Origin of the sequence: Sphingobacterium sp. SGR-19, assembly GCF_011043555.1 — a bacterium.
Lineage (GTDB): Bacteria > Bacteroidota > Bacteroidia > Sphingobacteriales > Sphingobacteriaceae > Sphingobacterium.
The window spans coordinates 77629-98912 of record NZ_JAAKGS010000006.1 but is presented as its reverse complement, the minus strand read 5'-3'; the positions used below and the strand labels follow the sequence as shown (position 1 = coordinate 98912).

33 protein-coding genes are annotated in these 21284 nt (G+C 40.9%); 32 read left to right on the top strand and 1 reads right to left on the bottom strand.

Annotation, left to right across the window (positions count from 1 at the left end; all coding sequences use genetic code 11):
- Positions 1 to 103: 103 nt before the first annotated feature.
- Positions 104 to 610 carry an IPExxxVDY family protein gene (locus G5B43_RS12545; protein ID WP_317167513.1) on the bottom strand — a complete coding sequence of 169 codons (507 nt, stop codon included), beginning with the start codon at positions 608 to 610 and terminating at the stop codon, positions 104 to 106.
- Positions 611 to 870: 260 nt separating this feature from the next.
- Between G5B43_RS12545 and G5B43_RS12540 the strand changes: the two genes are divergently transcribed.
- The 32 genes from G5B43_RS12540 (at position 871) to ykgO (ending at position 21278) form a co-directional block, all read left to right on the top strand.
- A complete protein-coding gene (locus G5B43_RS12540) occupies positions 871 to 1110 on the top strand; it encodes an acyl carrier protein (RefSeq protein WP_105717695.1) in 240 nt (79 codons plus the stop codon).
- 22 nt (positions 1111 to 1132) lie between these two features.
- A complete protein-coding gene (fabF, locus tag G5B43_RS12535) occupies positions 1133 to 2386 on the top strand; it encodes a beta-ketoacyl-ACP synthase II (RefSeq protein ID WP_165295089.1) in 1254 nt (417 codons plus the stop codon).
- A 92-nt stretch (positions 2387 to 2478) separates the two neighbouring features.
- A complete protein-coding gene (gene rnc / locus G5B43_RS12530) occupies positions 2479 to 3231 on the top strand; it encodes a ribonuclease III (protein WP_165295088.1) in 753 nt (250 codons plus the stop codon).
- A gap of 25 nt (positions 3232 to 3256) precedes the next feature.
- Entirely contained in the window at positions 3257 to 4651 is a 1395-nt protein-coding gene (hisS, locus tag G5B43_RS12525) for a histidine--tRNA ligase (RefSeq protein WP_165295086.1), read from the top strand.
- A 72-nt stretch (positions 4652 to 4723) separates the two neighbouring features.
- Entirely contained in the window at positions 4724 to 5719 is a 996-nt protein-coding gene (gene pdhA / locus G5B43_RS12520) for a pyruvate dehydrogenase (acetyl-transferring) E1 component subunit alpha (RefSeq protein ID WP_165295085.1), read from the top strand.
- Between the two features lie 44 nt (positions 5720 to 5763).
- Positions 5764 to 7431 (top strand): 2-oxo acid dehydrogenase subunit E2, encoded by a 1668-nt coding sequence (locus G5B43_RS12515; RefSeq protein WP_165295084.1) that lies wholly within the window; start codon positions 5764 to 5766, stop codon positions 7429 to 7431.
- A gap of 151 nt (positions 7432 to 7582) precedes the next feature.
- Complete coding sequence (locus G5B43_RS12510; protein WP_240904859.1) at positions 7583 to 8794, top strand: serine hydrolase domain-containing protein; 1212 nt, start codon at positions 7583 to 7585, stop codon at positions 8792 to 8794.
- Between the two features lie 14 nt (positions 8795 to 8808).
- Positions 8809 to 9168 carry a CoA-binding protein gene (locus tag G5B43_RS12505; protein ID WP_165295083.1) on the top strand — a complete coding sequence of 120 codons (360 nt, stop codon included), beginning with the start codon at positions 8809 to 8811 and terminating at the stop codon, positions 9166 to 9168.
- A 256-nt stretch (positions 9169 to 9424) separates the two neighbouring features.
- Entirely contained in the window at positions 9425 to 10042 is a 618-nt protein-coding gene (rplC, locus tag G5B43_RS12500; RefSeq protein WP_165295082.1) for a 50S ribosomal protein L3, read from the top strand.
- Positions 10043 to 10049: 7 nt separating this feature from the next.
- A complete protein-coding gene (gene rplD, locus G5B43_RS12495) occupies positions 10050 to 10679 on the top strand; it encodes a 50S ribosomal protein L4 (RefSeq protein WP_165295081.1) in 630 nt (209 codons plus the stop codon).
- Position 10680: 1 nt separating this feature from the next.
- Positions 10681 to 10971 carry a 50S ribosomal protein L23 gene (gene rplW, locus G5B43_RS12490; protein WP_130143038.1) on the top strand — a complete coding sequence of 97 codons (291 nt, stop codon included), beginning with the start codon at positions 10681 to 10683 and terminating at the stop codon, positions 10969 to 10971.
- 6 nt (positions 10972 to 10977) lie between these two features.
- On the top strand, positions 10978 to 11805 hold the full coding sequence (gene rplB, locus G5B43_RS12485) for a 50S ribosomal protein L2 (RefSeq protein WP_165295080.1): 828 nt from the start codon (positions 10978 to 10980) through the stop codon (positions 11803 to 11805).
- Positions 11805 to 12071, top strand: a complete 267-nt coding sequence (rpsS, locus tag G5B43_RS12480) for a 30S ribosomal protein S19 (protein ID WP_037498931.1) — start codon at positions 11805 to 11807, stop codon at positions 12069 to 12071. The genes rplB and rpsS overlap by 1 nt, the downstream gene beginning before the upstream one ends.
- Positions 12072 to 12078: 7 nt before the next feature.
- Entirely contained in the window at positions 12079 to 12510 is a 432-nt protein-coding gene (gene rplV, locus G5B43_RS12475) for a 50S ribosomal protein L22 (protein WP_206367345.1), read from the top strand.
- Positions 12511 to 12522: 12 nt separating this feature from the next.
- Positions 12523 to 13311 carry a 30S ribosomal protein S3 gene (gene rpsC, locus G5B43_RS12470; RefSeq protein ID WP_148919841.1) on the top strand — a complete coding sequence of 263 codons (789 nt, stop codon included), beginning with the start codon at positions 12523 to 12525 and terminating at the stop codon, positions 13309 to 13311.
- A gap of 57 nt (positions 13312 to 13368) precedes the next feature.
- Positions 13369 to 13791 carry a 50S ribosomal protein L16 gene (gene rplP / locus G5B43_RS12465; protein ID WP_093364169.1) on the top strand — a complete coding sequence of 141 codons (423 nt, stop codon included), beginning with the start codon at positions 13369 to 13371 and terminating at the stop codon, positions 13789 to 13791.
- A 90-nt stretch (positions 13792 to 13881) separates the two neighbouring features.
- Positions 13882 to 14100, top strand: coding sequence for a 50S ribosomal protein L29 (gene rpmC, locus G5B43_RS12460; protein WP_165295079.1), 219 nt, complete (start codon positions 13882 to 13884; stop codon positions 14098 to 14100).
- A gap of 15 nt (positions 14101 to 14115) precedes the next feature.
- Positions 14116 to 14370 (top strand): 30S ribosomal protein S17, encoded by a 255-nt coding sequence (gene rpsQ, locus G5B43_RS12455; protein WP_099370336.1) that lies wholly within the window; start codon positions 14116 to 14118, stop codon positions 14368 to 14370.
- Entirely contained in the window at positions 14370 to 14738 is a 369-nt protein-coding gene (gene rplN / locus G5B43_RS12450) for a 50S ribosomal protein L14 (protein ID WP_165295078.1), read from the top strand. The genes rpsQ and rplN overlap by 1 nt, the downstream gene beginning before the upstream one ends.
- A gap of 2 nt (positions 14739 to 14740) precedes the next feature.
- Positions 14741 to 15088, top strand: a complete 348-nt coding sequence (gene rplX / locus G5B43_RS12445) for a 50S ribosomal protein L24 (RefSeq protein ID WP_165295077.1) — start codon at positions 14741 to 14743, stop codon at positions 15086 to 15088.
- Complete coding sequence (gene rplE / locus G5B43_RS12440) at positions 15088 to 15657, top strand: 50S ribosomal protein L5 (RefSeq protein ID WP_165295075.1); 570 nt, start codon at positions 15088 to 15090, stop codon at positions 15655 to 15657. Before rplX ends, rplE begins: the two co-directional genes overlap by 1 nt.
- Entirely contained in the window at positions 15650 to 15919 is a 270-nt protein-coding gene (gene rpsN / locus G5B43_RS12435; protein WP_105717618.1) for a 30S ribosomal protein S14, read from the top strand. Before rplE ends, rpsN begins: the two co-directional genes overlap by 8 nt.
- Positions 15920 to 16061: 142 nt before the next feature.
- Complete coding sequence (rpsH, locus tag G5B43_RS12430; protein WP_410528491.1) at positions 16062 to 16463, top strand: 30S ribosomal protein S8; 402 nt, start codon at positions 16062 to 16064, stop codon at positions 16461 to 16463.
- 24 nt (positions 16464 to 16487) lie between these two features.
- Positions 16488 to 17042: a 50S ribosomal protein L6 gene (gene rplF / locus G5B43_RS12425; protein WP_165295073.1), complete on the top strand. Its 555-nt coding sequence runs from the start codon at positions 16488 to 16490 to the stop codon at positions 17040 to 17042.
- On the top strand, positions 17039 to 17401 hold the full coding sequence (gene rplR / locus G5B43_RS12420) for a 50S ribosomal protein L18 (RefSeq protein WP_410528490.1): 363 nt from the start codon (positions 17039 to 17041) through the stop codon (positions 17399 to 17401). Before rplF ends, rplR begins: the two co-directional genes overlap by 4 nt.
- 11 nt (positions 17402 to 17412) lie before the next feature.
- Positions 17413 to 17931, top strand: coding sequence for a 30S ribosomal protein S5 (gene rpsE, locus G5B43_RS12415; protein WP_165295071.1), 519 nt, complete (start codon positions 17413 to 17415; stop codon positions 17929 to 17931).
- A gap of 5 nt (positions 17932 to 17936) precedes the next feature.
- A complete protein-coding gene (rpmD, locus tag G5B43_RS12410; protein ID WP_165295070.1) occupies positions 17937 to 18116 on the top strand; it encodes a 50S ribosomal protein L30 in 180 nt (59 codons plus the stop codon).
- Positions 18117 to 18233: 117 nt separating this feature from the next.
- Complete coding sequence (rplO, locus tag G5B43_RS12405; protein ID WP_165295069.1) at positions 18234 to 18680, top strand: 50S ribosomal protein L15; 447 nt, start codon at positions 18234 to 18236, stop codon at positions 18678 to 18680.
- A 6-nt stretch (positions 18681 to 18686) separates the two neighbouring features.
- Positions 18687 to 20030 (top strand): preprotein translocase subunit SecY, encoded by a 1344-nt coding sequence (gene secY, locus G5B43_RS12400; protein WP_165295068.1) that lies wholly within the window; start codon positions 18687 to 18689, stop codon positions 20028 to 20030.
- 3 nt (positions 20031 to 20033) lie between these two features.
- Positions 20034 to 20816 (top strand): type I methionyl aminopeptidase, encoded by a 783-nt coding sequence (gene map, locus G5B43_RS12395; RefSeq protein WP_165295067.1) that lies wholly within the window; start codon positions 20034 to 20036, stop codon positions 20814 to 20816.
- Between the two features lie 76 nt (positions 20817 to 20892).
- A complete protein-coding gene (gene infA / locus G5B43_RS12390) occupies positions 20893 to 21111 on the top strand; it encodes a translation initiation factor IF-1 (protein ID WP_021071231.1) in 219 nt (72 codons plus the stop codon).
- A gap of 50 nt (positions 21112 to 21161) precedes the next feature.
- The gene (ykgO, locus tag G5B43_RS12385) at positions 21162 to 21278 is read left to right on the top strand and encodes a type B 50S ribosomal protein L36 (RefSeq protein ID WP_130143056.1); all 117 of its coding nucleotides are present in this window, start codon (positions 21162 to 21164) and stop codon (positions 21276 to 21278) included.
- Positions 21279 to 21284 lie beyond the last annotated feature (6 nt).

Genomic DNA, 21284 nt, shown 5'->3' with positions numbered 1-21284 from the left:
TTTATCTTCTAAGAAATAAACAGTATGGTACAAAAATAGCAATCTGTTTAATAAGTTAGGTTTAAGAAAGTGTAAAATTTACACTTTGCATTAATTTAAAGCGCTAAAATATAAGATTTTCTTTGGATTTCAATGAGGCCGGGTCTAACTTTTTGGCCAACATGACCTCATGGATACCTTTTATTTCTTCTAATAATGTACGGACATCGTCTCGGTCGATATAGTGTTTGATAATTAACAAGTAATCAAAATTTGGAAGCTCCGGTAGTAGAAAAACCCCTTCTAAACTGCGGTTGTTGATGATGTAGAATTCGAATTCAAAATTGTCGTCACAATAGCGATAGATAGTAAAATAGTGCTTAAGGAGCTTCTTTTGTTTGTTTTTTTCGTACACAATATGGTAATCCATTTCGTCTCGCTCTTTTTCTTTTGCATATCCTTTATGATCGACATAATCTTCTTTTCCACGAACAAATGCCAGACCAGCATGTTTGTAAAGAAAATGGCAGAGTCTATAGTCGCGCAGTGGCGAACTAATGCCAATCAATACAAAATCGAGTTCAATATCGAAATCAAGATCAAGTGTTAGATGTTTTTTTGTTATGCTCACAGCGTCCGAAATTATGAAAAAATCAGCTGTAAAGCATATTATTCGTCTATTTCTATCAAAAATACACGTTGATTTTAAAGTTCTTGGTATAAACAAAAAAAATTGTTAATATTGGATACGCTCTTTATGGTAGCGGTTTTTGGACTGGTTAGGGAGCCGGGACGTTCTTCTTTCCCATCATCAAGTCAAAAAAGGGTTTGATATTTGGGGAAATTTATTTTTCTTTGCACAGATTTATTAAACAATTAAATTATAAAATCATGTCAGATATCGCATCAAGAGTAAAAGCAATTATCGTTGAAAAGTTAGGTGTAGACGAAGCAGAAGTAACACCAGAGGCTTCATTCACGAATGATTTAGGTGCAGACTCACTTGACACAGTTGAGTTGATCATGGAGTTCGAAAAAGAATTTAACGTGGCTATTCCAGATGATCAAGCTGAAAACATCAGTACAGTAGGTCAAGCTATTTCTTATTTAGAAAAGAACGTTAATAACTAATTTATTAGGCCAAACATATTTAATGGAGCTTAAAAGAGTAGTTGTAACAGGGTTAGGCGCCCTTACACCTTTAGGAAATGACGTTTCATCTTATTGGGACGGGTTGGTTAATGGTGTGAGCGGCGCTGCTCCTATTACGCATTTCGATGCATCAAAATTTAAGACCCAATTCGCTTGTGAAGTGAAGGGATTTGATCCACATAACCATATGGATCGCAAAGAGGCTCGCAAGGTCGATCCTTTCGTCCAGTATGCTATCGCCTCTACTGATGAGGCTGTGAAGGATGCCGGGCTTGAATTCGATAAATTAGACAGAAACCGGATAGGTGTTATTTGGGGGTCTGGTATCGGTGGTTTGACTACTTTTACAGAAGAAGTGGCAAACTTTTCTAAAGGTGATGGAACACCTCGTTTCAATCCTTTTTTTATTCCAAAGATGCTTGTTGATATAGCACCTGGGCACATTTCTATGCGCCATGGTTTGAGAGGTCCCAACTTCTCTGCAGTATCAGCCTGTGCTTCATCAACTAATGCAATGATAGATGCCTTTAATTACATCCGCATGGGGATGGCGGATATCATTATTACAGGCGGTTCGGAAGCTACTATTAACGAAGCTGGAATAGGTGGATTTAACGCTATGCACGCATTGTCTACTCGAAACGACGATCCTAAAACAGCGTCCCGTCCTTTTGATAAGGATCGTGATGGTTTTGTTTCGGGAGAGGGCTCGGGTGCTATCATATTGGAAAGCTTAGAACATGCATTGGCTCGAGGAGCCAAAATATATGCAGAAGTTGCGGGAGGTGGGATGAGTGCCGATGCGCACCATATTACGGCATCGCACCCTGATGGTCTCGGAGCAAAACTAGCAATGAGTAAGGCTATTGCTGATGCAAACTTGAACTACTCGGATATAGATTATATCAATGTTCACGGCACCTCGACACCGGTTGGGGATATCAGTGAAACAAAGGCTATTATTGATTTATTTGGCGAACATGCCTATAGATTGAATATAAGCTCTACAAAATCAATGACGGGACATCTGCTAGGAGCAGCAGGTGCGATAGAAGCTATGGCTTCCATCTTATCTGTCAAGCACGATATTGTACCGCCTACTATTAATCATTTTACAGATGATCCAGAGATTGATAATAATCTAAACTTTACATTTAATAAGGCTCAGAAACGCGAAGTAAATGCTGCATTGAGTAATACATTTGGTTTCGGTGGTCATAATGCATCCATTATTGTAAAGAAATACCACTCTTAATATTAAATATTGGGAAGAGGGGATTATTGAGATACAAATAATAGGTGGTTTCGAAGAGAAACTGCCTATTACTTATTTATATCATATACTTAATGCCTTTCTTGAGGATATACTATTTATACTTTTCTCCGCATAAAGTTTACGTTCGTAAACTAAGGAATATTCTTGGGTTTGTGCCGGGGAATATCAAGTTGTACCAGATGGCTTTTCGCCATAAATCTGTTGCAACCACAATCAAGGATGGTGTCAAGAATAGTAATGAGCGACTTGAGTTTTTGGGAGATGCGATATTAGGTTCGGTTGTCGCGGAGTTGCTATTTAAGTTGTATCCTTACAAAGACGAGGGTTTTTTGACAGAACTTCGGTCTAAAATTGTTAGTCGAGCTAACCTGAATCAACTATCCCGTAAGTTAGGTTTTAACGAATTGATAGACTACGATGCCCGCATGATTAGCTATCCAAACAAGCAGGGCTCTTTGCTTGGGGATGCTTTTGAAGCTGTCGTTGGAGCCGTATATATGGATAAAGGGTATTCATTCACGCGGGAATTTCTATTAACGAGAATTATCAAGCCCCACGTTGATATCCATACGTTGGAAATCACCGAAACCAATTTTAAGAGTCGGCTCATCGAATGGTGCCAGCATTTTGGCAAGGAGATTCAGTTTGTGCCGGTCGAGAGTCCACCTGGTGAATCAACCAAGTTATTTACCGTAAAAGTTGTTATAGACGGTGAGGTACAGGGTATAGGAAAAGACTTTAATAAGAAGAGTGCCGAAAAACTAGCAGCGGAAAAGGCTTGCGAGGAGTTGAAAGTGTTTGCAGTGGAAGAACTTTCTCGTTAATTCCCTTTTTTATTACCTTTGCCCTATGGCAAATATCAAACCTTCATTAGCTAAAGGTACGCGTGATTTCTCTCCTCAGGAGATGGAAAAGCGAAATTATATATTCAATACCTTAAGAACTGTCTTTAAGAAATTTGGTTATAACGAGATTCAAACTCCATCGTTTGAAAACTTATCGACTTTAACCGGAAAATATGGAGAAGAGGGTGATAAATTAATTTTTAAAATACTCAATTCGGGCGATTACCTAGCTAAAGCGCCAATGGAAGTATTGACCGAAAAATCCTCCAATAAGTTAATTCCCCATATTTCAGAAAAAGCACTTCGTTATGATTTAACGGTGCCTTTTGCTCGATATGTTGTCATGCACCAACACGAGATTGCATTGCCTTTTAAACGCTTTCAGATACAGGCCGTGTGGCGTGCAGACAGGCCGCAACGCGGACGATATAGAGAATTTTACCAATGTGATGTTGATGTAGTGGGATCTTCGTCATTGCTTAATGAAGCCGAATTTATATTGGTTTATCAGGAGGCTTTGACGGCTTTGGGGTTGAAAGATTTTACGATTAAGATCAACAATCGTAAGATTTTGTCGGGTATTGCTGAGGTAATAGGAAAGCCGGAGCTAATTGTGGATATGACCGTGGCCATTGACAAACTCGATAAGATTGGGCTGGATGGTGTGAACAAAGAATTGTTGGCCCGAGGCTTTACGCAGGCAGATCTGGATGTATTGAAACCCATCATTCTGCTTCATGGTTCCAATGACGAAAAGCTCTTGTCTTTAAAGGATGTATTATCTGTTTCTTCGATTGGTTTACAGGGTATTGCTGAAATAGAGGAGGTATTCCGTTATCTGAAGAATTTTGGATTGGAAGGATTAGATGATTTTATAGAAGTAGATATTACGCTTGCGCGTGGATTAAATTACTACACGGGCTGTATTTTCGAAGTAAAGACCAATGAGGTTTCGATGGGGAGTATCGGAGGCGGAGGTCGATATGATGATTTGACAGGTATGTTCGGACTAAAGGATCTTACAGGGGTGGGTGTTTCGTTTGGTGCCGATCGTATTTACGATGTTTTGGAAGAACTTCAACTTTTCCCGAACTCCTCTTCCGCTTCCACTCAAGTGCTTATCGTAAATTTTGGAGAAGAAACCTATCCCTATACACTTCCTTTGCTGTATAATCTCCGAGAAGCTGGAGTCGCTGCCGAGCTTTATCCGAATGCGGTGAAGTTGAAGAAACAAATGGGGTACGCGGATGCTAAAAAGATTCCTTATGCGTTGCTGATAGGGGAGGAAGAGATCGCATCTGGTGTTTATTCTCTGAAGGATATGGCTTCGGGCGAACAGCAAAGAGTTTCGTCGGAACAGTTGATTGCTTTTTTGACAAAAAACGCCATTTCCTGCTAAAATATTGTCCAATATATCGTTATAAATGATTAGATTTGTGGTCGGATTAGTTAAGAAATTCAATACTTCAAAATGAGTTCAACACCTATAACAAAAGAAACATACTTAGAGTGGTATAAGTCCATGTTACTTATGCGTAAATTCGAGGAAAAAGCAGGGCAATTATATGGTCAGCAAAAGATCCGCGGGTTTTGTCACCTTTACATTGGTCAGGAAGCGGTTATGGCAGGTACTATTTCTGCTACTAAGCCGGAAGATTCCGTTATCACCTCCTACCGTGATCATGCACATGCTTTGGCGAAAGGTATGTCTGCTAATGAATGTATGGCAGAGCTTTTTGGAAAAGTGACAGGTTGTTCGAAAGGTAAAGGCGGTTCGATGCACTTTTTCTCTAAAGAGCATAAGATGATGGGTGGTCATGGTATCGTTGGTGGGCAGATTCCTCTAGGTGCTGGCATTGCTTTTGCTGAACAGTATTTAGGGACGGATAATGTCAACGTATGTTTTATGGGTGATGGCGCTGTACGTCAAGGAGCGCTTAATGAAGCTTTCAATATGGCGATGTTATGGAAGCTGCCGGTTATTTTTGTTTGTGAAAACAACGGATACGCTATGGGTACCTCTGTACAGCGTACTACAAATATGATGGATATCTATAAAATGGGACATGCTTTCGACATGCCGAGCGCTCCTGTAGATGGAATGGATCCGGTAGCCGTACATAATGCTATGGATGAGGCTGTCCAACGCGCTCGTGCGGGAGAAGGTCCAACTTTCTTAGAAATTCGTACATATCGTTATAAAGGGCATTCTATGTCAGACCCTGCTAAATATCGTACAAAAGAAGAGTTAGAGGAGTATAAAGGTAAAGATCCGTTAATTACCACCAAAGCTGCTATTATGGAAAATAAATATGCAGATGAGGCTTGGTTCAAGGAGGTAGAAGCTGAAGTGAAAAAAGTAGTAGACGAAGCTGTGAAGTTCGCAGAAGAATCTCCGTACCCAGATCCTTCGGCCATCTATGAAGATGTATATGTACAGGAGGACTATCCTTTTATCAAGGAATGATTTAGCGAATTACTTTAACTTAAAGATATAATCTACTATACAATATGGCTGAAGTAGTAAAAATGCCGAAAATGAGCGACACCATGACCGAAGGTGTAATCGCTAAATGGCACAAAAAAGTCGGTGATAAGGTAAACTCCGGTGATTTGATTGCTGAAGTTGAAACAGATAAAGCAACAATGGATTTTGAGTCTTATCAAGAAGGAACATTGTTGTACATAGGACCAAAAGAGGGGGAAGCGGTAGCAGTGGATGCTGTAATTGCCGTTTTGGGAGAAGAAGGAGAGGATTATAAAGCCCTATTAGAAGAAGATAGTTCAGCTTCTGAAAATTCTAAGGATAAAAAAGAAAACGACGACAAAGAAGAAACGTCTAAAGCGACGGAATCTGCTTCGGATGATGCCGGCGATGATTCATCGTCCGTTTCAGCGGAAGACTTAGATTGTACGGTTATCACTATGCCTTTGTTGAGCGATACGATGACGGAAGGCGTAATTGCACAATGGAATTTCAAAGTAGGAGATGCCATTAAGTCTGATGATGCTATTGCAGATGTGGAAACTGACAAGGCGACGATGGAAGTAACTGCTTATGCGGAAGGCACATTGCTTTATATTGGTGTGGAGGCTGGACAAGCTGCAAAAGTGAATGATATTATAGCTATTGTTGGTCCAGAAGGAACAGATGTGACACCATTGCTTAAGCAAAAGTCAGGTTCTTCGGCTAAGGCCTCCAAATCGGATGAACCCAAGCGGGATAAGTTACAGTCAAAAGAAGAGACTCCAGCATCAACCTCCACTTCTTCTGAGGTATCAGACGATTCTCGGGTCAAAGCATCGCCTTTGGCACGCAAAATAGCGAAAGATAAAGGCATCAATTTAAATGACGTAAAAGGTTCTGCGGATGGCGGACGGATTGTAAAGAAAGATGTAGAGAACTTCGTGCCAACAGCAAAAGAACAGCCTTCGGCACCTACGTCTGCAGCTACTACGGAGACCAAAACCATATCTTTACCACAATATATTGGTGAAGAAAAATATACGGAGCAAAAAGTTTCGCAAATGCGTAAAACGATTGCTCGCCGCTTATCAGAATCCCTTTTCACAGCTCCACATTTCTATCTGACTATTTCAGTCGATATGGACAACGCGATCGAAGCACGTGGTCAAATCAATACGGTGGCGCCAGTGAAGGTGTCGTTCAATGATATCGTTATCAAAGCAGTTGCTGTAGCATTGAAGCAGCACCCTGCTGTAAATTCTTCATGGCAAGGAGATACGATCCGCTTTAACGAACATGTAAATGTTGGCGTGGCGATGGCGGTAGAAGATGGTTTATTGGTGCCGGTTGTGCGCTTTGCTGATGGTAAATCATTGTCTCATATTTCTGCAGAGGTAAAAGAGTATGGCCAGAAAGCAAAAGCTAAAAAATTACAACCCTCAGACTGGGAAGGCTCAACTTTCACCGTATCCAATCTAGGTATGTTTGGAATAGACGAGTTCACGTCTATTATCAATTCGCCGGACGGAGCTATTTTGTCCGTAGGAGCTATTCAGCAGGTTCCGGTGGTAAAAAATGGTGCTGTTGTTCCTGGCAATATCATGAAGCTAACTTTAGGCTGTGACCACCGGGTGGTTGACGGTGCTACAGGTGCGGCATTCTTGCAAACATTGAAAGGACTGTTGGAAGCGCCAATTAGACTTTTAGCATAAACGTAAGTGTTTTAATATTACGACGAAAAGGAAAGGACATCTATAGAACGATGTCCTTTTTGTATAAATGATAGCGAATAATCCTTGATTTTTCCTTTAATAAATATTAATTTGGAACAGTAGCATTTATTTAGTTTAAACCGTAATATATTTGAGAGGTAGTTTAGTGAGTATACATTTTTTGAAGATCTTAATTATCAGTTTATTTGTCGGGTTGGTGTCCTGTTCATCGCCGGCAGCGAAACAAAGCAAAATAGAACAAAAGCAGCGAAAACAACAAGAAGAGGACAGTATTGCGCTTGTTTATAATCCAGCAGATGGGGATAAGGAATTAGATGCCTTTATGCAGAATTTACATCGGAAATCGGGTTTTAATGGGAACGTATTGATTGCGAAGAAAGGGAAAATAATTTATCAAAATACATTTGGCTGGGCGGACTATCTCCATAAGGATAGTTTGAAGATTGCTTCTAAATTTGAGCTGGCTTCGGTTTCCAAGCCCTTAACGGCGTTGGGCGTGTTGAAATTAGTGGAGGAGGAAAGATTACGCTTAAATCAGACGGTGAACGACTTTTTTCCAGACTTTCCATATCCTAACATCACCGTACAAATGTTATTGAGCCACCGCAGCGGTCTTCCAAACTATATTTATTTTTCGGAGGACGCTTGGAACGATCGTACAAAAGCGATGAGTAACATGGAAGCCATGGACTTATTGATCGAGCACAAACCTATGCGGTACGGAGCTCCCGATGGACGCTTCCATTATAATAATTCCAATTACATGGTGTTGGCGTCGATTATAGAGAAGGTGACAGGGCAGGATTTTGCGGTATATATGAAGGAATCGATTTTTGACCCAGCCGGTATGAAAAATACGGCTGTATTGTCAAAAGCAGTATATGATAAAATTCCGACAGATGTTATAGGTCACGATCGGGTATGGAGAAGGTCCGTAGTGCAAAACTACTTGGATGGGCCTGTGGGAGACAAAGGCATCTATAGCACCGTGCAGGATTTATTCCTATTGGACATCGCGTTGAAAGATGGAAGAGTTATCGGTGAAGCCATGTTGGACTCTGCTTATATGCCACGTAGCGACGCAAAACGTAGTCTTTTTAGTTATGGCTACGGTTGGCGGACGTTTTCGCCTCAAGAAGCTCAAATAGTTTACCATACGGGGTGGTGGCATGGATTTCGTAATCTATATGTAAGGGATCTGACAAACGATATTACAATTGTTTTGTTGTCCAATATGGTGAACGGTAGTTTAGTAAAATTAGACGACTTGTATAGAATTTTGAAAATGCCTATTTTGAGGCAAAATGCTTATAATGCAAATGGTGATTTCATTGTCAACTAACTTATGTTCAATTTATGAAGAAGACACTTATTGTTGGTGCAAGCACTAACCCCGCCCGTTATGCTTATTTGGTAGCAAATAAGTTAGTTCGCAAAGGATATCCGATTGTGAATGTAGGAAGAAAAAAAGGCAGAGTGGCGGGTATAGATATAGAAGACACGGACAATATCCACACAGATATTGATACGATTACGTTGTATGTCGGTCCGCAGAATCAGTCCATCTATTATGATTATATTTTGCAAACAAAACCCAATCGTGTGATTTTTAATCCGGGCACGGAGAATGAGGACTTGAAGCAAAAACTTGAAGATGCAGGAATCGAAACGGTGGAGGCTTGTACGCTAGTAATGTTAAATACAGGGCAATATTAGCAACGCCACAAGGGATGCGACACGTTTGAATGTGCGAAAGGGTTCGTATGACCCTTTTCCTTGTTTAAATAGATGCAAATTTTTTTAGAGACTTGACCCCCGAGCGTTTAATAAACTTTTGTGTCAAAAAAAAATAATACGCTAACTATTTGATACTTATAAAATTCTTTCTACCTTTGCAGTCCCTTTATGGGGAAAGTGTGTCTTGAACGAAGCCCTACTGCTTCGATGGACGATTAATTAATTTATTTATAAGATGTCAGGAATTATTGGTAAAAAAGTAGGAATGACCAGCCTGTTCGATGCGGAAGGGAAGAACATCCCTTGTACAGTAATTGAGGCTGGGCCGTGCGTGGTAACGCAGATACGTACGGTAGAAAAGGATGGCTATTCTGCTGTTCAACTTGGCTATGATGATGCCAAAGAAAAGAACACGACGGCTCCTTTAAAAGGACACTTTGCAAAAGCAGGGGTTAGTCCTAAGCGTAAGCTAGTTGAATTCAAAACCTTTGAGGATGAGAAGCAACTAGGTGACACGGTGGATGTCACTATCTTTGAAGAAGGCGAATACGTTGATGTAGTCGGCACTTCAAAAGGTAAGGGTTTCCAAGGTGTAATGAAGCGTCACGGATTTGGTGGTGTAGGTGGTGCGACCCATGGTCAGCACAACAGGCTACGTGCTCCAGGTTCATTAGGTGCTGCTTCGTGGCCTTCTCGCGTATTCAAGGGGAAACGCATGGCAGGCCGTACAGGTGGAGACAGAGTGAAAATTCAAAACTTACAGGTTTTGAAAGTTTATCCTGATCAAAACCTTATTGTTGTTAATGGTTCCGTTCCAGGAGCTAAAGGTTCTTATGTAATCGTAGACAAATAGTAGAGAGATGGAAGTTAATGTATTAAATTTATCAGGTAAAGAAACAGGTGCCAAGGTGCAGCTTCCTGAGTCCGTATTCGGCGTAGAGCCAAACGACCATGCGATCTATTTGGATGTGAAACAATACCTAGCGAACCAACGCCAAGGAACACACAAATCGAAGCAACGTAATGAAATTGCGGGTTCTACTCGTAAATTACACAAACAAAAAGGTACAGGTGGTGCCCGTGCGGGTTCTATCAAATCTCCATTGTTTAATGGTGGTGGTCGTGTATTTGGTCCACAGCCTCGTGATTATTCGTTCAAATTGAACAAAAAGTTAAAGCAGGTGGCGCGTAAGTCCGCATTGAGCTACAAAGCTAAAGAGAACAACATCTTGGTATTGGACGAAGTAAACTTCGATGCAATCAAAACCAAAAACTATGTATCGTTCATCAATGCATTGAACTGTGCCGACGAGAAAACCCTTCTCGTATTGCCGACAGAAAACAAGAACGTTTATTTATCAAGCAGAAACTTGAAGAAAGCAAAGGTTATCGTTGCAGCAGATTTAAATACGTATGATGTATTGAATGCTACCAAACTTTTGTTGACGACAGATTCTGTTAAAACTTTGGAGGAAGCATTCGCTAAGTAATATGGAAATTATCAAAAAACCTATTTTAACTGAGAAAGCTTCGTTATTGACGGAGAAGTTAAACCGTTACGCTTTCAAGGTTGACCACAGAGCTAATAAAATCCAGATCAAACAAGCTGTTGAAGAAATGTTCGGTGTGACCGTTTTGGCGGTTAACACAGCGGTTGTTGCCGGTAAAGCAAAAAGCCGTTATACAAAAGCAGGTTTCGTATCTGGAAGAGCTCCTAAATATAAAAAAGCCATCATCACAGTGAAAGATGGTGAAACTATTGACTTTTACAGTACACTATAATAAGAAATGGCAGTTAAAAGATTCAAACCGGTTACCCCTGGTACTCGCTTCAGAGTAGGTGCTGACTACTCGGACGTTACAACTAACGTTCCTGAGAAATCATTAGTAGTTGGTATCGTTAAAAAATCAGGTGGTCGTAATAAGTCCGGTAAAATGACTATGCGTTATCTCGGTGGGGGACATAAAAAAGTATACCGATTAATTGATTTCAAACGCGATAAAAAAGATATCCCTGCAAAAGTTGCTACCATAGAGTACGATCCAAACCGTACTGCACGTATTGCTTTATTGCACTACGCTGATGGTGAAAAACGTTACATTATTGCTCCAGCTGGATTAACAGTTGGCCAAACGATCGTAGCAGGTGATAAAGTAGCCCCAGAAATAGGCAATACACTGCCACTAGCAAATATCCCGCTAGGTTCAATCATCCATAATATTGAGTTGAATCCTGGTCAAGGGGGATCTATTGCTCGTTCGGCTGGTACGTACGCGCAATTGTCTGCTCGTGACGGTAAGTATGCCATCATTAAATTGCCTTCAGGCGAGACCCGTATGATCTTATTAACATGTGTTGCGACTATCGGTTCCGTATCGAACGCAGAGAAAGCAAACCAGGTATTAGGTAAAGCAGGTCGTAAACGTCATTTAGGCCGTCGTCCTCGCGTTCGTGGTGTGGCTATGAACCCGGTTGATCACCCAATGGGTGGTGGTGAAGGTCGTTCATCAGGAGGTCACCCTCGCTCACGTACAGGTGTGTTGGCTAAAGGCTTCAAAACACGCGCTAAGAAGAAAATATCGAATCGTTACATCATTGAGAGAAGGAAAAAATAATGGCTCGTTCAATTAAAAAAGGTCCTTATATCGATCACAACTTAGAAAGAAAAGTTCTTTCTATGAATGAAACAAACAAAAAATCAGTAATCAAGACATGGTCTCGTAGATCTATGATTTCACCTGATTTTGTTGGTCATACCTTCGCAGTGCACAACGGGAATAAATTCATCCCTGTTTATGTAACAGAAAATATGGTTGGTCACAAGCTTGGTGAATTCGCGCCTACGCGTACATTCAAAGGCCACGCAGAAAAGAAAAAATAATTAGGTAATGGAAGCAACGAAAAAACTCAAAAAATCTGTCTTAATCAGACAGCGCAAAGAGCAGGAAAAAGCTCAAGTAGGAGGAGCTTCTACTGCCAAGTTATTGAACTGCCCTACTTCACCGCGTAAAATGCGTTTAGTGGTAGATCTTATCCGTGGCGAAAAAGTGGAATCGGCTCTTTACATCCTGAAACATTCAGGAAAAGAAGCTGCTGCTCGTGTTGAGAAATTATTATTATCAGCTATCAAAAACTGGGAAGCAAAGAATGAAGGTGCTTCTTTAGAAGACAGCGCTTTGTATGTGAAAGAAATACAAGTAGGTGGTGGTCGTCAATTGAAGAGATTGCGTCCAGCTCCACAAGGCCGTGGCTATAGAATTCGTAAACGTTCAAACCATGTAACTTTGGTAGTAGATAGTTTAAACAACGTAAACAACTAATTTAGTATAAGAATGGGACAAAAAGCAAATCCAATAGGTAGCAGATTAGGTATCATCAAAGGATGGGACTCTAATTGGTTCGGAGGCAACAACTATTCTGATAAGTTAGTTGAGGACGAGAAAATCAGGAAATATCTTTCTGTACGTATCGCAAAAGGAGGCGTAGCAAAGGTTGTTATTGAAAGAACTTTGAAACGCATCACGGTTACTATCCATACGGCTCGTCCGGGAATCGTTATCGGTAAAGGTGGTCAAGAAGTGGACAAGATTAAAGAAGAGTTGAAAAAATTGACGAAGAAAGACGTTCAAATCAACATCTTCGAAATCAAACGCCCTGAGCTTGATGCCAAATTGGTAGCCGAAGGTATCGCTAAACAGTTAGAAGCACGTATTTCATTCCGTCGTGCAATGAAAACAGCGATTGCTTCAACCATGCGTATGGGCGCTGAAGGAATCAAGGTAATGTGTTCAGGTCGTTTGGGTGGTGCTGAAATGGCGCGTACCGAACAATATAAAGAAGGAAGAACACCTTTGCACACATTCCGTGCTGACATCGACTATGCATTAGCAGAAGCTTTGACGACTTACGGCAAGATCGGTGTGAAAGTTTGGATCTGTAAAGGCGAAGTTTACGGTAAGCGTGACTTATCTCCTAACATCGGACAAACATCAAACACGAAAACCCGTGGTGGAAACGAAGGTGGCGGCGATCGTCGTGACAACCGTAAAGGTGGCGGACGTGGCGGAAACCGTGGTGGAAACAATCGTGGCGGAAACCGTGGTGGTTCAAACAGAGGATAATTAATTAACAGATTAAAACAGATATCCGCTAGTTGGCGGATTAAATAAGATACGAACATGTTACAGCCAAAAAGAACGAAGTTCAGAAAGATGCAGAAAGGCCGCATGAAAGGTAACGCTTCTCGTGGAGCGGAGTTAGCTTTCGGTTCTTTCGGTATCAAGTCAATGGAGCCAGCATGGATCACCAGCCGCCAGATTGAGGCAGCACGTATTGCCGTAACACGTTACATGAAACGTGAAGGTCAAGTATGGATCCGTATTTTCCCTGACAAGCCTGTTACCAAAAAACCTGCAGAGGTGCGTATGGGTAAAGGTAAGGGTGCTCCTGAATACTGGGTAGCCGTAGTACGCCCAGGCCGTATGTTATTTGAAGCAGAAGGCGTGCCTTTGGAAGTTGCCAAAGAAGCGTTGCGTTTAGCTGCTCAAAAATTACCGGTTCAAACGAAGTTTGTTATACGTAGAGACTACGTAGAAGCATAAACGTTGGTAATGTCAATAGTGGGTCTTGTGTCCGTTACATGCAAGACATTGTCTAAACTTATTGATAACCCGACACAACACTGAAAGAAAATGAAGAATTCAGAAATTATCGAATTATCACAAGAGGAACTTACAGCTCGTCTCGCACAAGAGAAGACTGCTCTTAACAAGTTGAAATTTGCACATGCTGTTTCTGCTATTGAGAACCCTAACGCGATCAAAGCAGCGCGCAAAACTATTGCTCGTATCTCAACAGAGATTTCGAAGCGTAGAATTGCTGCAGAATCTAAAACAGCCGCTGAGGCATAAATGTAAAGTCGAAAAATGGAAAGAAATTTAAGAAAAACAAGAATCGGCTTGGTAGTTAGCAACAAGATGGACAAATCTATCGTAGTGGCTGTTGAACGTAAAGTAAAACACCCCATCTATGGTAAGTTCGTCAAAAAAACTACCAAATTTAAAGCTCATGACGAAACAAATACCTGCGGTATCGGCGATACGGTATTAATCATGGAAACTCGTCCGCTGAGTAAAACAAAGAACTGGAGATTGGTTGAAATATTAGAAAGGGCTAAATAATGGTACAACAGGAATCAAGATTAAATGTGGCCGACAACTCGGGAGCTAAAGAAGTTTTAGTAATCCGTGTATTAGGCGGTACGCGTAAGCGTTATGCATCTATCGGTGATAAAATTGTTGTTACCGTGAAGAGCGCTTTACCTTCAGGAAACGTGAAGAAAGGAACCGTTTCTAAAGCAGTAGTCGTACGGACGAAAAAAGAGATCCGTCGTAAAGATGGTTCTTACATCCGTTTCGATGACAACGCTGCTGTATTGTTAAATAATAACGATGAACCACGCGGAACACGTATCTTCGGCCCAGTAGCTCGGGAATTACGTGAGAAGCAGTTCATGAAAATTGTATCACTAGCACCGGAGGTTTTATAATTATGGCATACAAGAAGAAACAAACAACTACGCACAAAATCAAGATCAAAACTGGTGATTTGGTGAAAGTTATCGCCGGCAACTCGAAAGGTGTTCAGGGTAAAGTTCTGCAGGTTATAAAAGACACTAACAGAGCGGTTGTAGAAGGAGCTAACATCGTTAAAAAACATACGAAGCCTAGCGCAGCTAACCCTAATGGTGGTATTATTGAGAAAGAAGCTGCTATCCACATCTCTAATTTAGCGTTGATTGATCCGAAAACAGGTGAGCCTACTCGTGTTGGTCGTCGTGTAAATGCAGATGGTAAAATTGTTCGTTACGCAAAAAAATCAGGGGAGGAAATTAAATAATGACTTACGTACCAAGATTAAAAGCGAAATATGCGGAAGAAATCCGTACAACGCTAAAGGAAAAATTTCAGTATAAGAGCGTTATGCAAGTTCCGAAGCTTGAGAAAATTGTTGTATCGCAAGGTATCGGTGCTGCTACTGCTGACAAGAAATTGATTGACAACGCCGTAGCAGAGTTAACCTTGATTACTGGTCAGCAAGCAGTTTCTACGAAATCAAAGAAAGATATCTCTAACTTTAAATTGCGTAAAGGAATGCCTATTGGTGCGCGTGTAACATTGCGCGACAACAATATGTACGAATTCCTTGATCGTTTGGTATCTGTATCTTTGCCCCGTATCCGCGATTTCCGTGGCATCAATGAGAAAGGTTTTGACGGAAGAGGTAACTATAATTTGGGTATCACTGAGCAGATTATCTTCCCAGAGATCAATATTGACAAGATCAATAAGATCCAGGGTATGGATATCACTTTCGTAACTTCGGCCGACAATGATGTGGAGGCTTTGGAGTTGTTGAAGCAATTCGGTTTACCGTTCAAAAATCAAAATACAAACAACAATGGCTAAAGAAGGAATAAAAGCACGCGAAATCAAGCGTCAGAAATTGGTAGCTAAATATGCAGAGAAACGTGCAGCTTTGAAAGCTGCAGGAGATTATGCAGCTTTAGATAAATTGCCAAAGAATGCTTCGCCAGTACGGTTGCACAACCGTTGTAAATTAACTGGTCGCCCTAAAGGATATATGCGTCAATTTGGTATCTCCCGCGTAACTTTCCGTGAGATGGCATTGGACGGTAAAATCCCGGGAGTGAAAAAAGCTTCTTGGTAATCAAAAAAAAAACGTTTACTTTTGCCCGGGCAAATCCGACTAGGATTTGTCGGGTTTTTTTTCGTTTTGAAAACATTTATTAACGGACGACAGGTCTTTGGCTTCGGTTAGTCATAGAAACCATTGTCATAATTTTAATTATATAATGAATACAGATCCAATAGCGGATTACCTTACACGAGTAAGGAATGCCATTAAGGCCAACCACAGGGTTGTTGAAATTCCTGCATCGAACCTTAAAAAAGAAATTACTAAAGTTCTTTTTGATAAAGGTTACATTGCTAATTACAAATTCGAGGAAAACGGTCCTCAAGGCAGCATCAAAATAGCTTTGAAATACCATCCAATTAGCAAAATTCCGGCTATTCGCACATTGACACGTGTGAGTAAACCTGGTTTAAGAAAGTATGCAGGTGTCGACAGCATGCCTCGCGTTTTGAATGGTTTGGGTATCGCGATTCTGTCTACTTCTAAAGGAGTAATGACAGATAAAGAAGCCCGTCTGGAGAACGTAGGTGGTGAGGTTTTATGTTACGTTTATTAATCTAGGTAAAAAAACACAAAAGAAATGTCAAGAATTGGAAAAGCGCCTATCGCTATTCCCTCGGGAGTGACGATCACGGTATCAGATAAGAATCTGGTAACAGTAAAAGGCCCAAAAGGCGAATTAACGCAGCACGTAGACAGCGACATTACCGTTAAACAAGAAGACGGTCAAATCGTAGTTACACGCCCTACAGAACAAAAAAGACACAAATCATTACATGGTTTGTACCGTGCCTTAATCAATAACATGGTTGTTGGTGTTACGGAAGGTTACAAAACTACACAGGAACTAGTCGGTGTAGGTTACCGTGCAACAAGTACAGGTAACACACTAGAGCTAGCCTTGGGTTTCTCTCACCCGATTGTTTTTATATTGCCAAAGGAAGTTAAAGTAACGACTACCGCAGAAAAAGGTAAGAACCCTACCGTTACTTTGGAAAGTGCAGACAAGCAGTTGATCGGTCAGATCGCGGCGAAAATCCGTAACTTCCGTAAACCTGAGCCTTACAAAGGAAAAGGGGTCAAGTTTGCAGGTGAAGTATTAAGAAGAAAAGCAGGTAAATCAGCTAAAAAATAATAACCATGGCAGGAAATAAAACATCTCGCAGAGAGCGAATCAAAAAAGGAATAAGAAAAAGCCTGACTGGAACGGCTGAGCGTCCACGTTTATCCGTTTTTAGAAGCAACAAAGGTATCTATGCTCAGGTTATAGATGATGAGGCTGGAAAAACTTTAGCTTCAGCGTCTTCAAGCTCGAAAGATTTTGCCGCAAGCGGTACGAAAATTGAGCAATCGAAAGTTGTAGGTAAACTAGTGGCGGAGAAAGCTGTAGCAGCAGGTATTAGCAAAGTAGTTTTTGACCGTAATGGGTACTTATACCATGGCCGTGTGAAATCATTGGCTGAAGGTGCTCGCGAAGGCGGTTTAGACTTTTAATCAATAAGATCATGGCAGTAAGCAATATAAAAAGAGTAAAATCAAGCGAAATTGAATTAAAAGATCGCTTAGTGAGCATTCAGCGCGTAGCGAAAGTGACTAAAGGTGGTCGTACCTTCAGTTTCTCTGCTATAGTTGTTGTGGGTGATGAAAATGGTATCGTAGGATACGGTCTTGGTAAAGCAAAAGAGGTTACTGAAGCTATTACCAAGGGTATCGATGATGCAAAGAAAAACTTGATTAAAGTTCCTATCATCAATGGCACAGTTCCCCATGAACAACATGGCAAATTCTCCGGAGGTCGCGTTTTGATTAAACCAGCTGTTGGCGGTACAGGAGTATTGGCAGGTGGAGCAATGCGCGCTGTATTGGAGAGTGCGGGTATTAAGGACGTATTAGCGAAATCATTGGGTTCATCCAATCCGCATAACGTTGTGAAAGCAACTGTTGACGCATTGGTAAAGCTTCGTGATGCATACACAGTTGCCCAGAACCGCGGCGTCGATTTAAATAAAGTATTTAACGGTTAATTATCATGGCAAAAATCAAAATCACCCAGATAAAGAGCGTTATCGACAGAAGCGAGCGCCAAAAGAGAACTATTCAAGCCCTTGGCTTGAAACGTATCAATCACTCCGTGGAGGTTGAAGCTACACCATCTATTATCGGTATGGTAAGAAAAGTCAACCACTTGGTAGCGATAGAGACAGTTTAAACTGAATAGGTAAATGGAAAGGATTTTGGATTCTTTCCATTCCGTTTATTAATTAATTATTCATCGTTACGACCTGTTTAGTGAGAGCGAAGGCGTAACACAACATTTTAAGACAAAATGAATTTAAGTAGTTTAAAACCAGCTAAAGGTTCTGTTAAAAGCAGAAAACGTATCGGTAGGGGTCAGGGATCCGGTCGCGGTGGTACATCTACCCGTGGTCACAAAGGTGCCGGTTCACGTTCGGGACATTCTACAAAGATCGGTTTCGAAGGCGGTCAAATGCCTTTGCAACGTCGTGTACCTAAGTTCGGTTTCAAAAACATGAATCGTGTTGAGTACAAGGGTATTAACTTAGACGTATTGCAAGAGCTGATAACCAAATACAGCTTAACAGCCATCGACTTCGATATATTAAAAGCGCATGGATTGGTGGCCAAAAAAGACTTGGTGAAAATCTTAGGTCGCGGTGAGTTAACTACTAAAATAGAAGTTAAAGCTCACGCTTTTTCTGCTTCGGCACAGAAAGCTATTGAAGCTGCAGGTGGTTCCATCGAAAAACTATAACATTACATGAAGAAACTAATCACAACCTTAACCAATATATGGAAAATAGAGGATTTACGCAATCGTATTATTACAACATTGCTTCTTCTTCTTATCTACCGTATTGGTTGTCACGTGGTTCTACCGGGTGTCAACCCTGATGCATTAGTGGCTAGAAGTAGCGAAGGAAATAGCATATTAGACTTAATTAATATGTTTGCCGGAGGATCGTTCTCTCGCTCGGCAATTTTCGCTTTAGGTGTAATGCCTTACATTTCTGCATCAATTGTTGTTCAGTTATTGGGGATAGCGGTTCCTGCATTCCAGAAAATGCAAAAAGAAGGCGAATCTGGTCGTAAAAAAATGACACAGATTACGCGTTATCTGACATTGGCGATCACGTTGGTTCAGGCAGTAGCTTATGTGAAAACACAGGTTCCTGCCGAAGCGAAAACATTAGCGGAGCCCATGTTCACTATTCTTTCTGCAATCGTGTTAACGGCAGGTACCTTGTTTGTGATGTGGCTTGGTGAAAAAATTACAGATAAAGGTATTGGTAATGGTATTTCGTTAATTATTATGGCGGGTATCATTGCGCAGTTACCAGCAGGCATTGTGGCAGAGTGGGGATCTCGTATGAGTCCTAGCGGTGGCGGACCTATTCCTTTCTTATTGGAATTTGTCGCACTTTTCTTTGTCGTGATTTTTGCCATCTTGGTGGTGCAAGGTATCCGTAAAGTTCCTGTACAATATGCTAAGAAAATCGTTGGTAATAAGCAGGTAGGTGGTGTGCGTCAGTATATTCCTTTGAAAGTGAATGCTGCTGGCGTTATGCCTATTATCTTTGCGCAAGCTATTATGTTCTTGCCAATGGCTTTGTCGCAGTTTTTCCCGGATTTACAGTCTGATTTTTTAGCATCGTTGAGTAACTATACATCTGTTGCTTATAATGTAACGTTTGCTGTTCTCATTATAGCGTTTACATTTTTCTATACCGCAATTATGGTAAATCCGCAACAGATGTCCGAAGATATGAAGAAGAACGGCGGGTTTATTCCTGGAATTAAGCCGGGTTATGATACGAATATCTTTATCGATAACGTCATTTCCCGTATTACCTTCCCCGGAGCTATATTCATTGCGATTATCGCCATAATGCCCGCCTTAGCGGCTAAATTAGGTGTAAACAATCAATTTGCACATTTCTATGGAGGTACTTCTTTATTGATTTTGGTAGGTGTCGTGCTAGATACATTACAGCAGATTGAGAGCCATCTGTTGATGCGTCATTATGATGGGTTAATGAAGACAGGAAGGGTAAAGGGACGTTCGACAGCAACCGTTGAAGGTATCGATCAATCAGCACTTTAATAAATGTCTAAAGTTTACTATAAAACCGAAGAACAAATAGAGCAAATACGAGAGTCTGCAAAGGTACTCTCGTTATTGCTTGGTGAAATTGCAAAAGAGATAAAGCCTGGAATTACCACGTTATCGCTGGATAGGTTAGCTTATGATTTTATCCACGACCACGGAGGAACCCCTGCTTTTTTGAATTATCAAGGTTTTCCTCATTCGCTTTGTATATCTGTGAACGATCAGATTGTTCATGGGTTTCCGAACGATTATATACTTAAAGAAGGCGATATTGTTTCTGTGGATGGCGGCGTCAATCTAAAGGGTTTTATTAGCGATTCCGCATATACTTTTGGTGTAGGGGAGATTTCAGCAGAAGCACAGCAATTGCTGGATGTAACGAAAGCCGCTTTATATAAAGGTATAGAACAGGCAGTTTCTGGTAGGCGTGTAGGAGATATTTCATTCGCCGTGCAGGAACACGTCGCCCCTTACAATTATGGTATAGTGAGAGAATTGGTGGGACATGGCGTAGGCTTGCATCTACATGAAAAACCAGAGGTGCCGAATTATGGAAAACGTGGTTATGGTCCTAAATTGGAGACCGGTTTAGTCATTTGTATTGAGCCGATGATCAACTCGGGTAAAGCGGGTGTGAAGTTTTGGGATGATGGTTGGACGGTAAGTACTATCGATGGGAAACTATCTGCACATTTTGAACAAATGGTTGCAATCAGAAAAGATACCCCGGACGTCCTGTTGACTTTTGAGTATGTCGAAGAAGTTTTGGCTAAAAAGTAGTTGGTTTTCAATATTTTTTATTTATCTTTGCACTCCTGTTTGTACAGGCTAAAAAAAGTAAATTAAGTTAGGATATATGGCTAAGCAAGCCTCAATAGAACAAGACGGTATAATTAAAGAAGCACTTTCAAACGCGATGTTCCGTGTAGAATTGGAAAATGGGCACGAAATTATCGCGCATATTTCCGGTAAGATGCGTATGCATTATATTAAGATTCTGCCTGGAGATAAAGTGAAGTTGGAAATGTCTCCTTATGATTTGACAAAGGGAAGGATTACGTATCGCTATAAATAATAGCGGTTGTTTTTCTTTTCGGTATAATTGGCTTTTAAAATATTACAACAATGAAAGTTAGAGCATCAATAAAAAAACGTAGCGCGGATTGTAAGGTTATCCGTCGCAAAGGAAAGGTTTTTGTAATCAACAAAAAGAACCCTAAGTTCAAGCAACGTCAAGGGTAGTTTATT

Bases quoted from the DNA above. Each gene is read 5' to 3' on its own strand.
- G5B43_RS12540 (WP_105717695.1), top strand. From the start codon at position 871: ATGTCAGATATCGCATCAAGAGTAAAAGCAATTATCGTTGAAAAGTTA.
- fabF (WP_165295089.1), top strand. From the start codon at position 1,133: ATGGAGCTTAAAAGAGTAGTTGTAACAGGGTTAGGCGCCCTTACACCT.
- rnc (WP_165295088.1), top strand. From the start codon at position 2,479: ATGCCTTTCTTGAGGATATACTATTTATACTTTTCTCCGCATAAAGTT.
- hisS (WP_165295086.1), top strand. From the start codon at position 3,257: ATGGCAAATATCAAACCTTCATTAGCTAAAGGTACGCGTGATTTCTCT.
- pdhA (WP_165295085.1), top strand. From the start codon at position 4,724: ATGAGTTCAACACCTATAACAAAAGAAACATACTTAGAGTGGTATAAG.
- G5B43_RS12515 (WP_165295084.1), top strand. From the start codon at position 5,764: ATGGCTGAAGTAGTAAAAATGCCGAAAATGAGCGACACCATGACCGAA.
- G5B43_RS12505 (WP_165295083.1), top strand. From the start codon at position 8,809: ATGAAGAAGACACTTATTGTTGGTGCAAGCACTAACCCCGCCCGTTAT.
- rplC (WP_165295082.1), top strand. From the start codon at position 9,425: ATGTCAGGAATTATTGGTAAAAAAGTAGGAATGACCAGCCTGTTCGAT.
- rplD (WP_165295081.1), top strand. From the start codon at position 10,050: ATGGAAGTTAATGTATTAAATTTATCAGGTAAAGAAACAGGTGCCAAG.
- rplW (WP_130143038.1), top strand. From the start codon at position 10,681: ATGGAAATTATCAAAAAACCTATTTTAACTGAGAAAGCTTCGTTATTG.
- rplB (WP_165295080.1), top strand. From the start codon at position 10,978: ATGGCAGTTAAAAGATTCAAACCGGTTACCCCTGGTACTCGCTTCAGA.
- rpsS (WP_037498931.1), top strand. From the start codon at position 11,805: ATGGCTCGTTCAATTAAAAAAGGTCCTTATATCGATCACAACTTAGAA.
- rplV (WP_206367345.1), top strand. From the start codon at position 12,079: ATGGAAGCAACGAAAAAACTCAAAAAATCTGTCTTAATCAGACAGCGC.
- rpsC (WP_148919841.1), top strand. From the start codon at position 12,523: ATGGGACAAAAAGCAAATCCAATAGGTAGCAGATTAGGTATCATCAAA.
- rplP (WP_093364169.1), top strand. From the start codon at position 13,369: ATGTTACAGCCAAAAAGAACGAAGTTCAGAAAGATGCAGAAAGGCCGC.
- rpmC (WP_165295079.1), top strand. From the start codon at position 13,882: ATGAAGAATTCAGAAATTATCGAATTATCACAAGAGGAACTTACAGCT.
- rpsQ (WP_099370336.1), top strand. From the start codon at position 14,116: ATGGAAAGAAATTTAAGAAAAACAAGAATCGGCTTGGTAGTTAGCAAC.
- rplN (WP_165295078.1), top strand. From the start codon at position 14,370: ATGGTACAACAGGAATCAAGATTAAATGTGGCCGACAACTCGGGAGCT.
- rplX (WP_165295077.1), top strand. From the start codon at position 14,741: ATGGCATACAAGAAGAAACAAACAACTACGCACAAAATCAAGATCAAA.
- rplE (WP_165295075.1), top strand. From the start codon at position 15,088: ATGACTTACGTACCAAGATTAAAAGCGAAATATGCGGAAGAAATCCGT.
- rpsN (WP_105717618.1), top strand. From the start codon at position 15,650: ATGGCTAAAGAAGGAATAAAAGCACGCGAAATCAAGCGTCAGAAATTG.
- rplF (WP_165295073.1), top strand. From the start codon at position 16,488: ATGTCAAGAATTGGAAAAGCGCCTATCGCTATTCCCTCGGGAGTGACG.
- rpsE (WP_165295071.1), top strand. From the start codon at position 17,413: ATGGCAGTAAGCAATATAAAAAGAGTAAAATCAAGCGAAATTGAATTA.
- rpmD (WP_165295070.1), top strand. From the start codon at position 17,937: ATGGCAAAAATCAAAATCACCCAGATAAAGAGCGTTATCGACAGAAGC.
- rplO (WP_165295069.1), top strand. From the start codon at position 18,234: ATGAATTTAAGTAGTTTAAAACCAGCTAAAGGTTCTGTTAAAAGCAGA.
- secY (WP_165295068.1), top strand. From the start codon at position 18,687: ATGAAGAAACTAATCACAACCTTAACCAATATATGGAAAATAGAGGAT.
- map (WP_165295067.1), top strand. From the start codon at position 20,034: ATGTCTAAAGTTTACTATAAAACCGAAGAACAAATAGAGCAAATACGA.
- infA (WP_021071231.1), top strand. From the start codon at position 20,893: ATGGCTAAGCAAGCCTCAATAGAACAAGACGGTATAATTAAAGAAGCA.
- ykgO (WP_130143056.1), top strand. From the start codon at position 21,162: ATGAAAGTTAGAGCATCAATAAAAAAACGTAGCGCGGATTGTAAGGTT.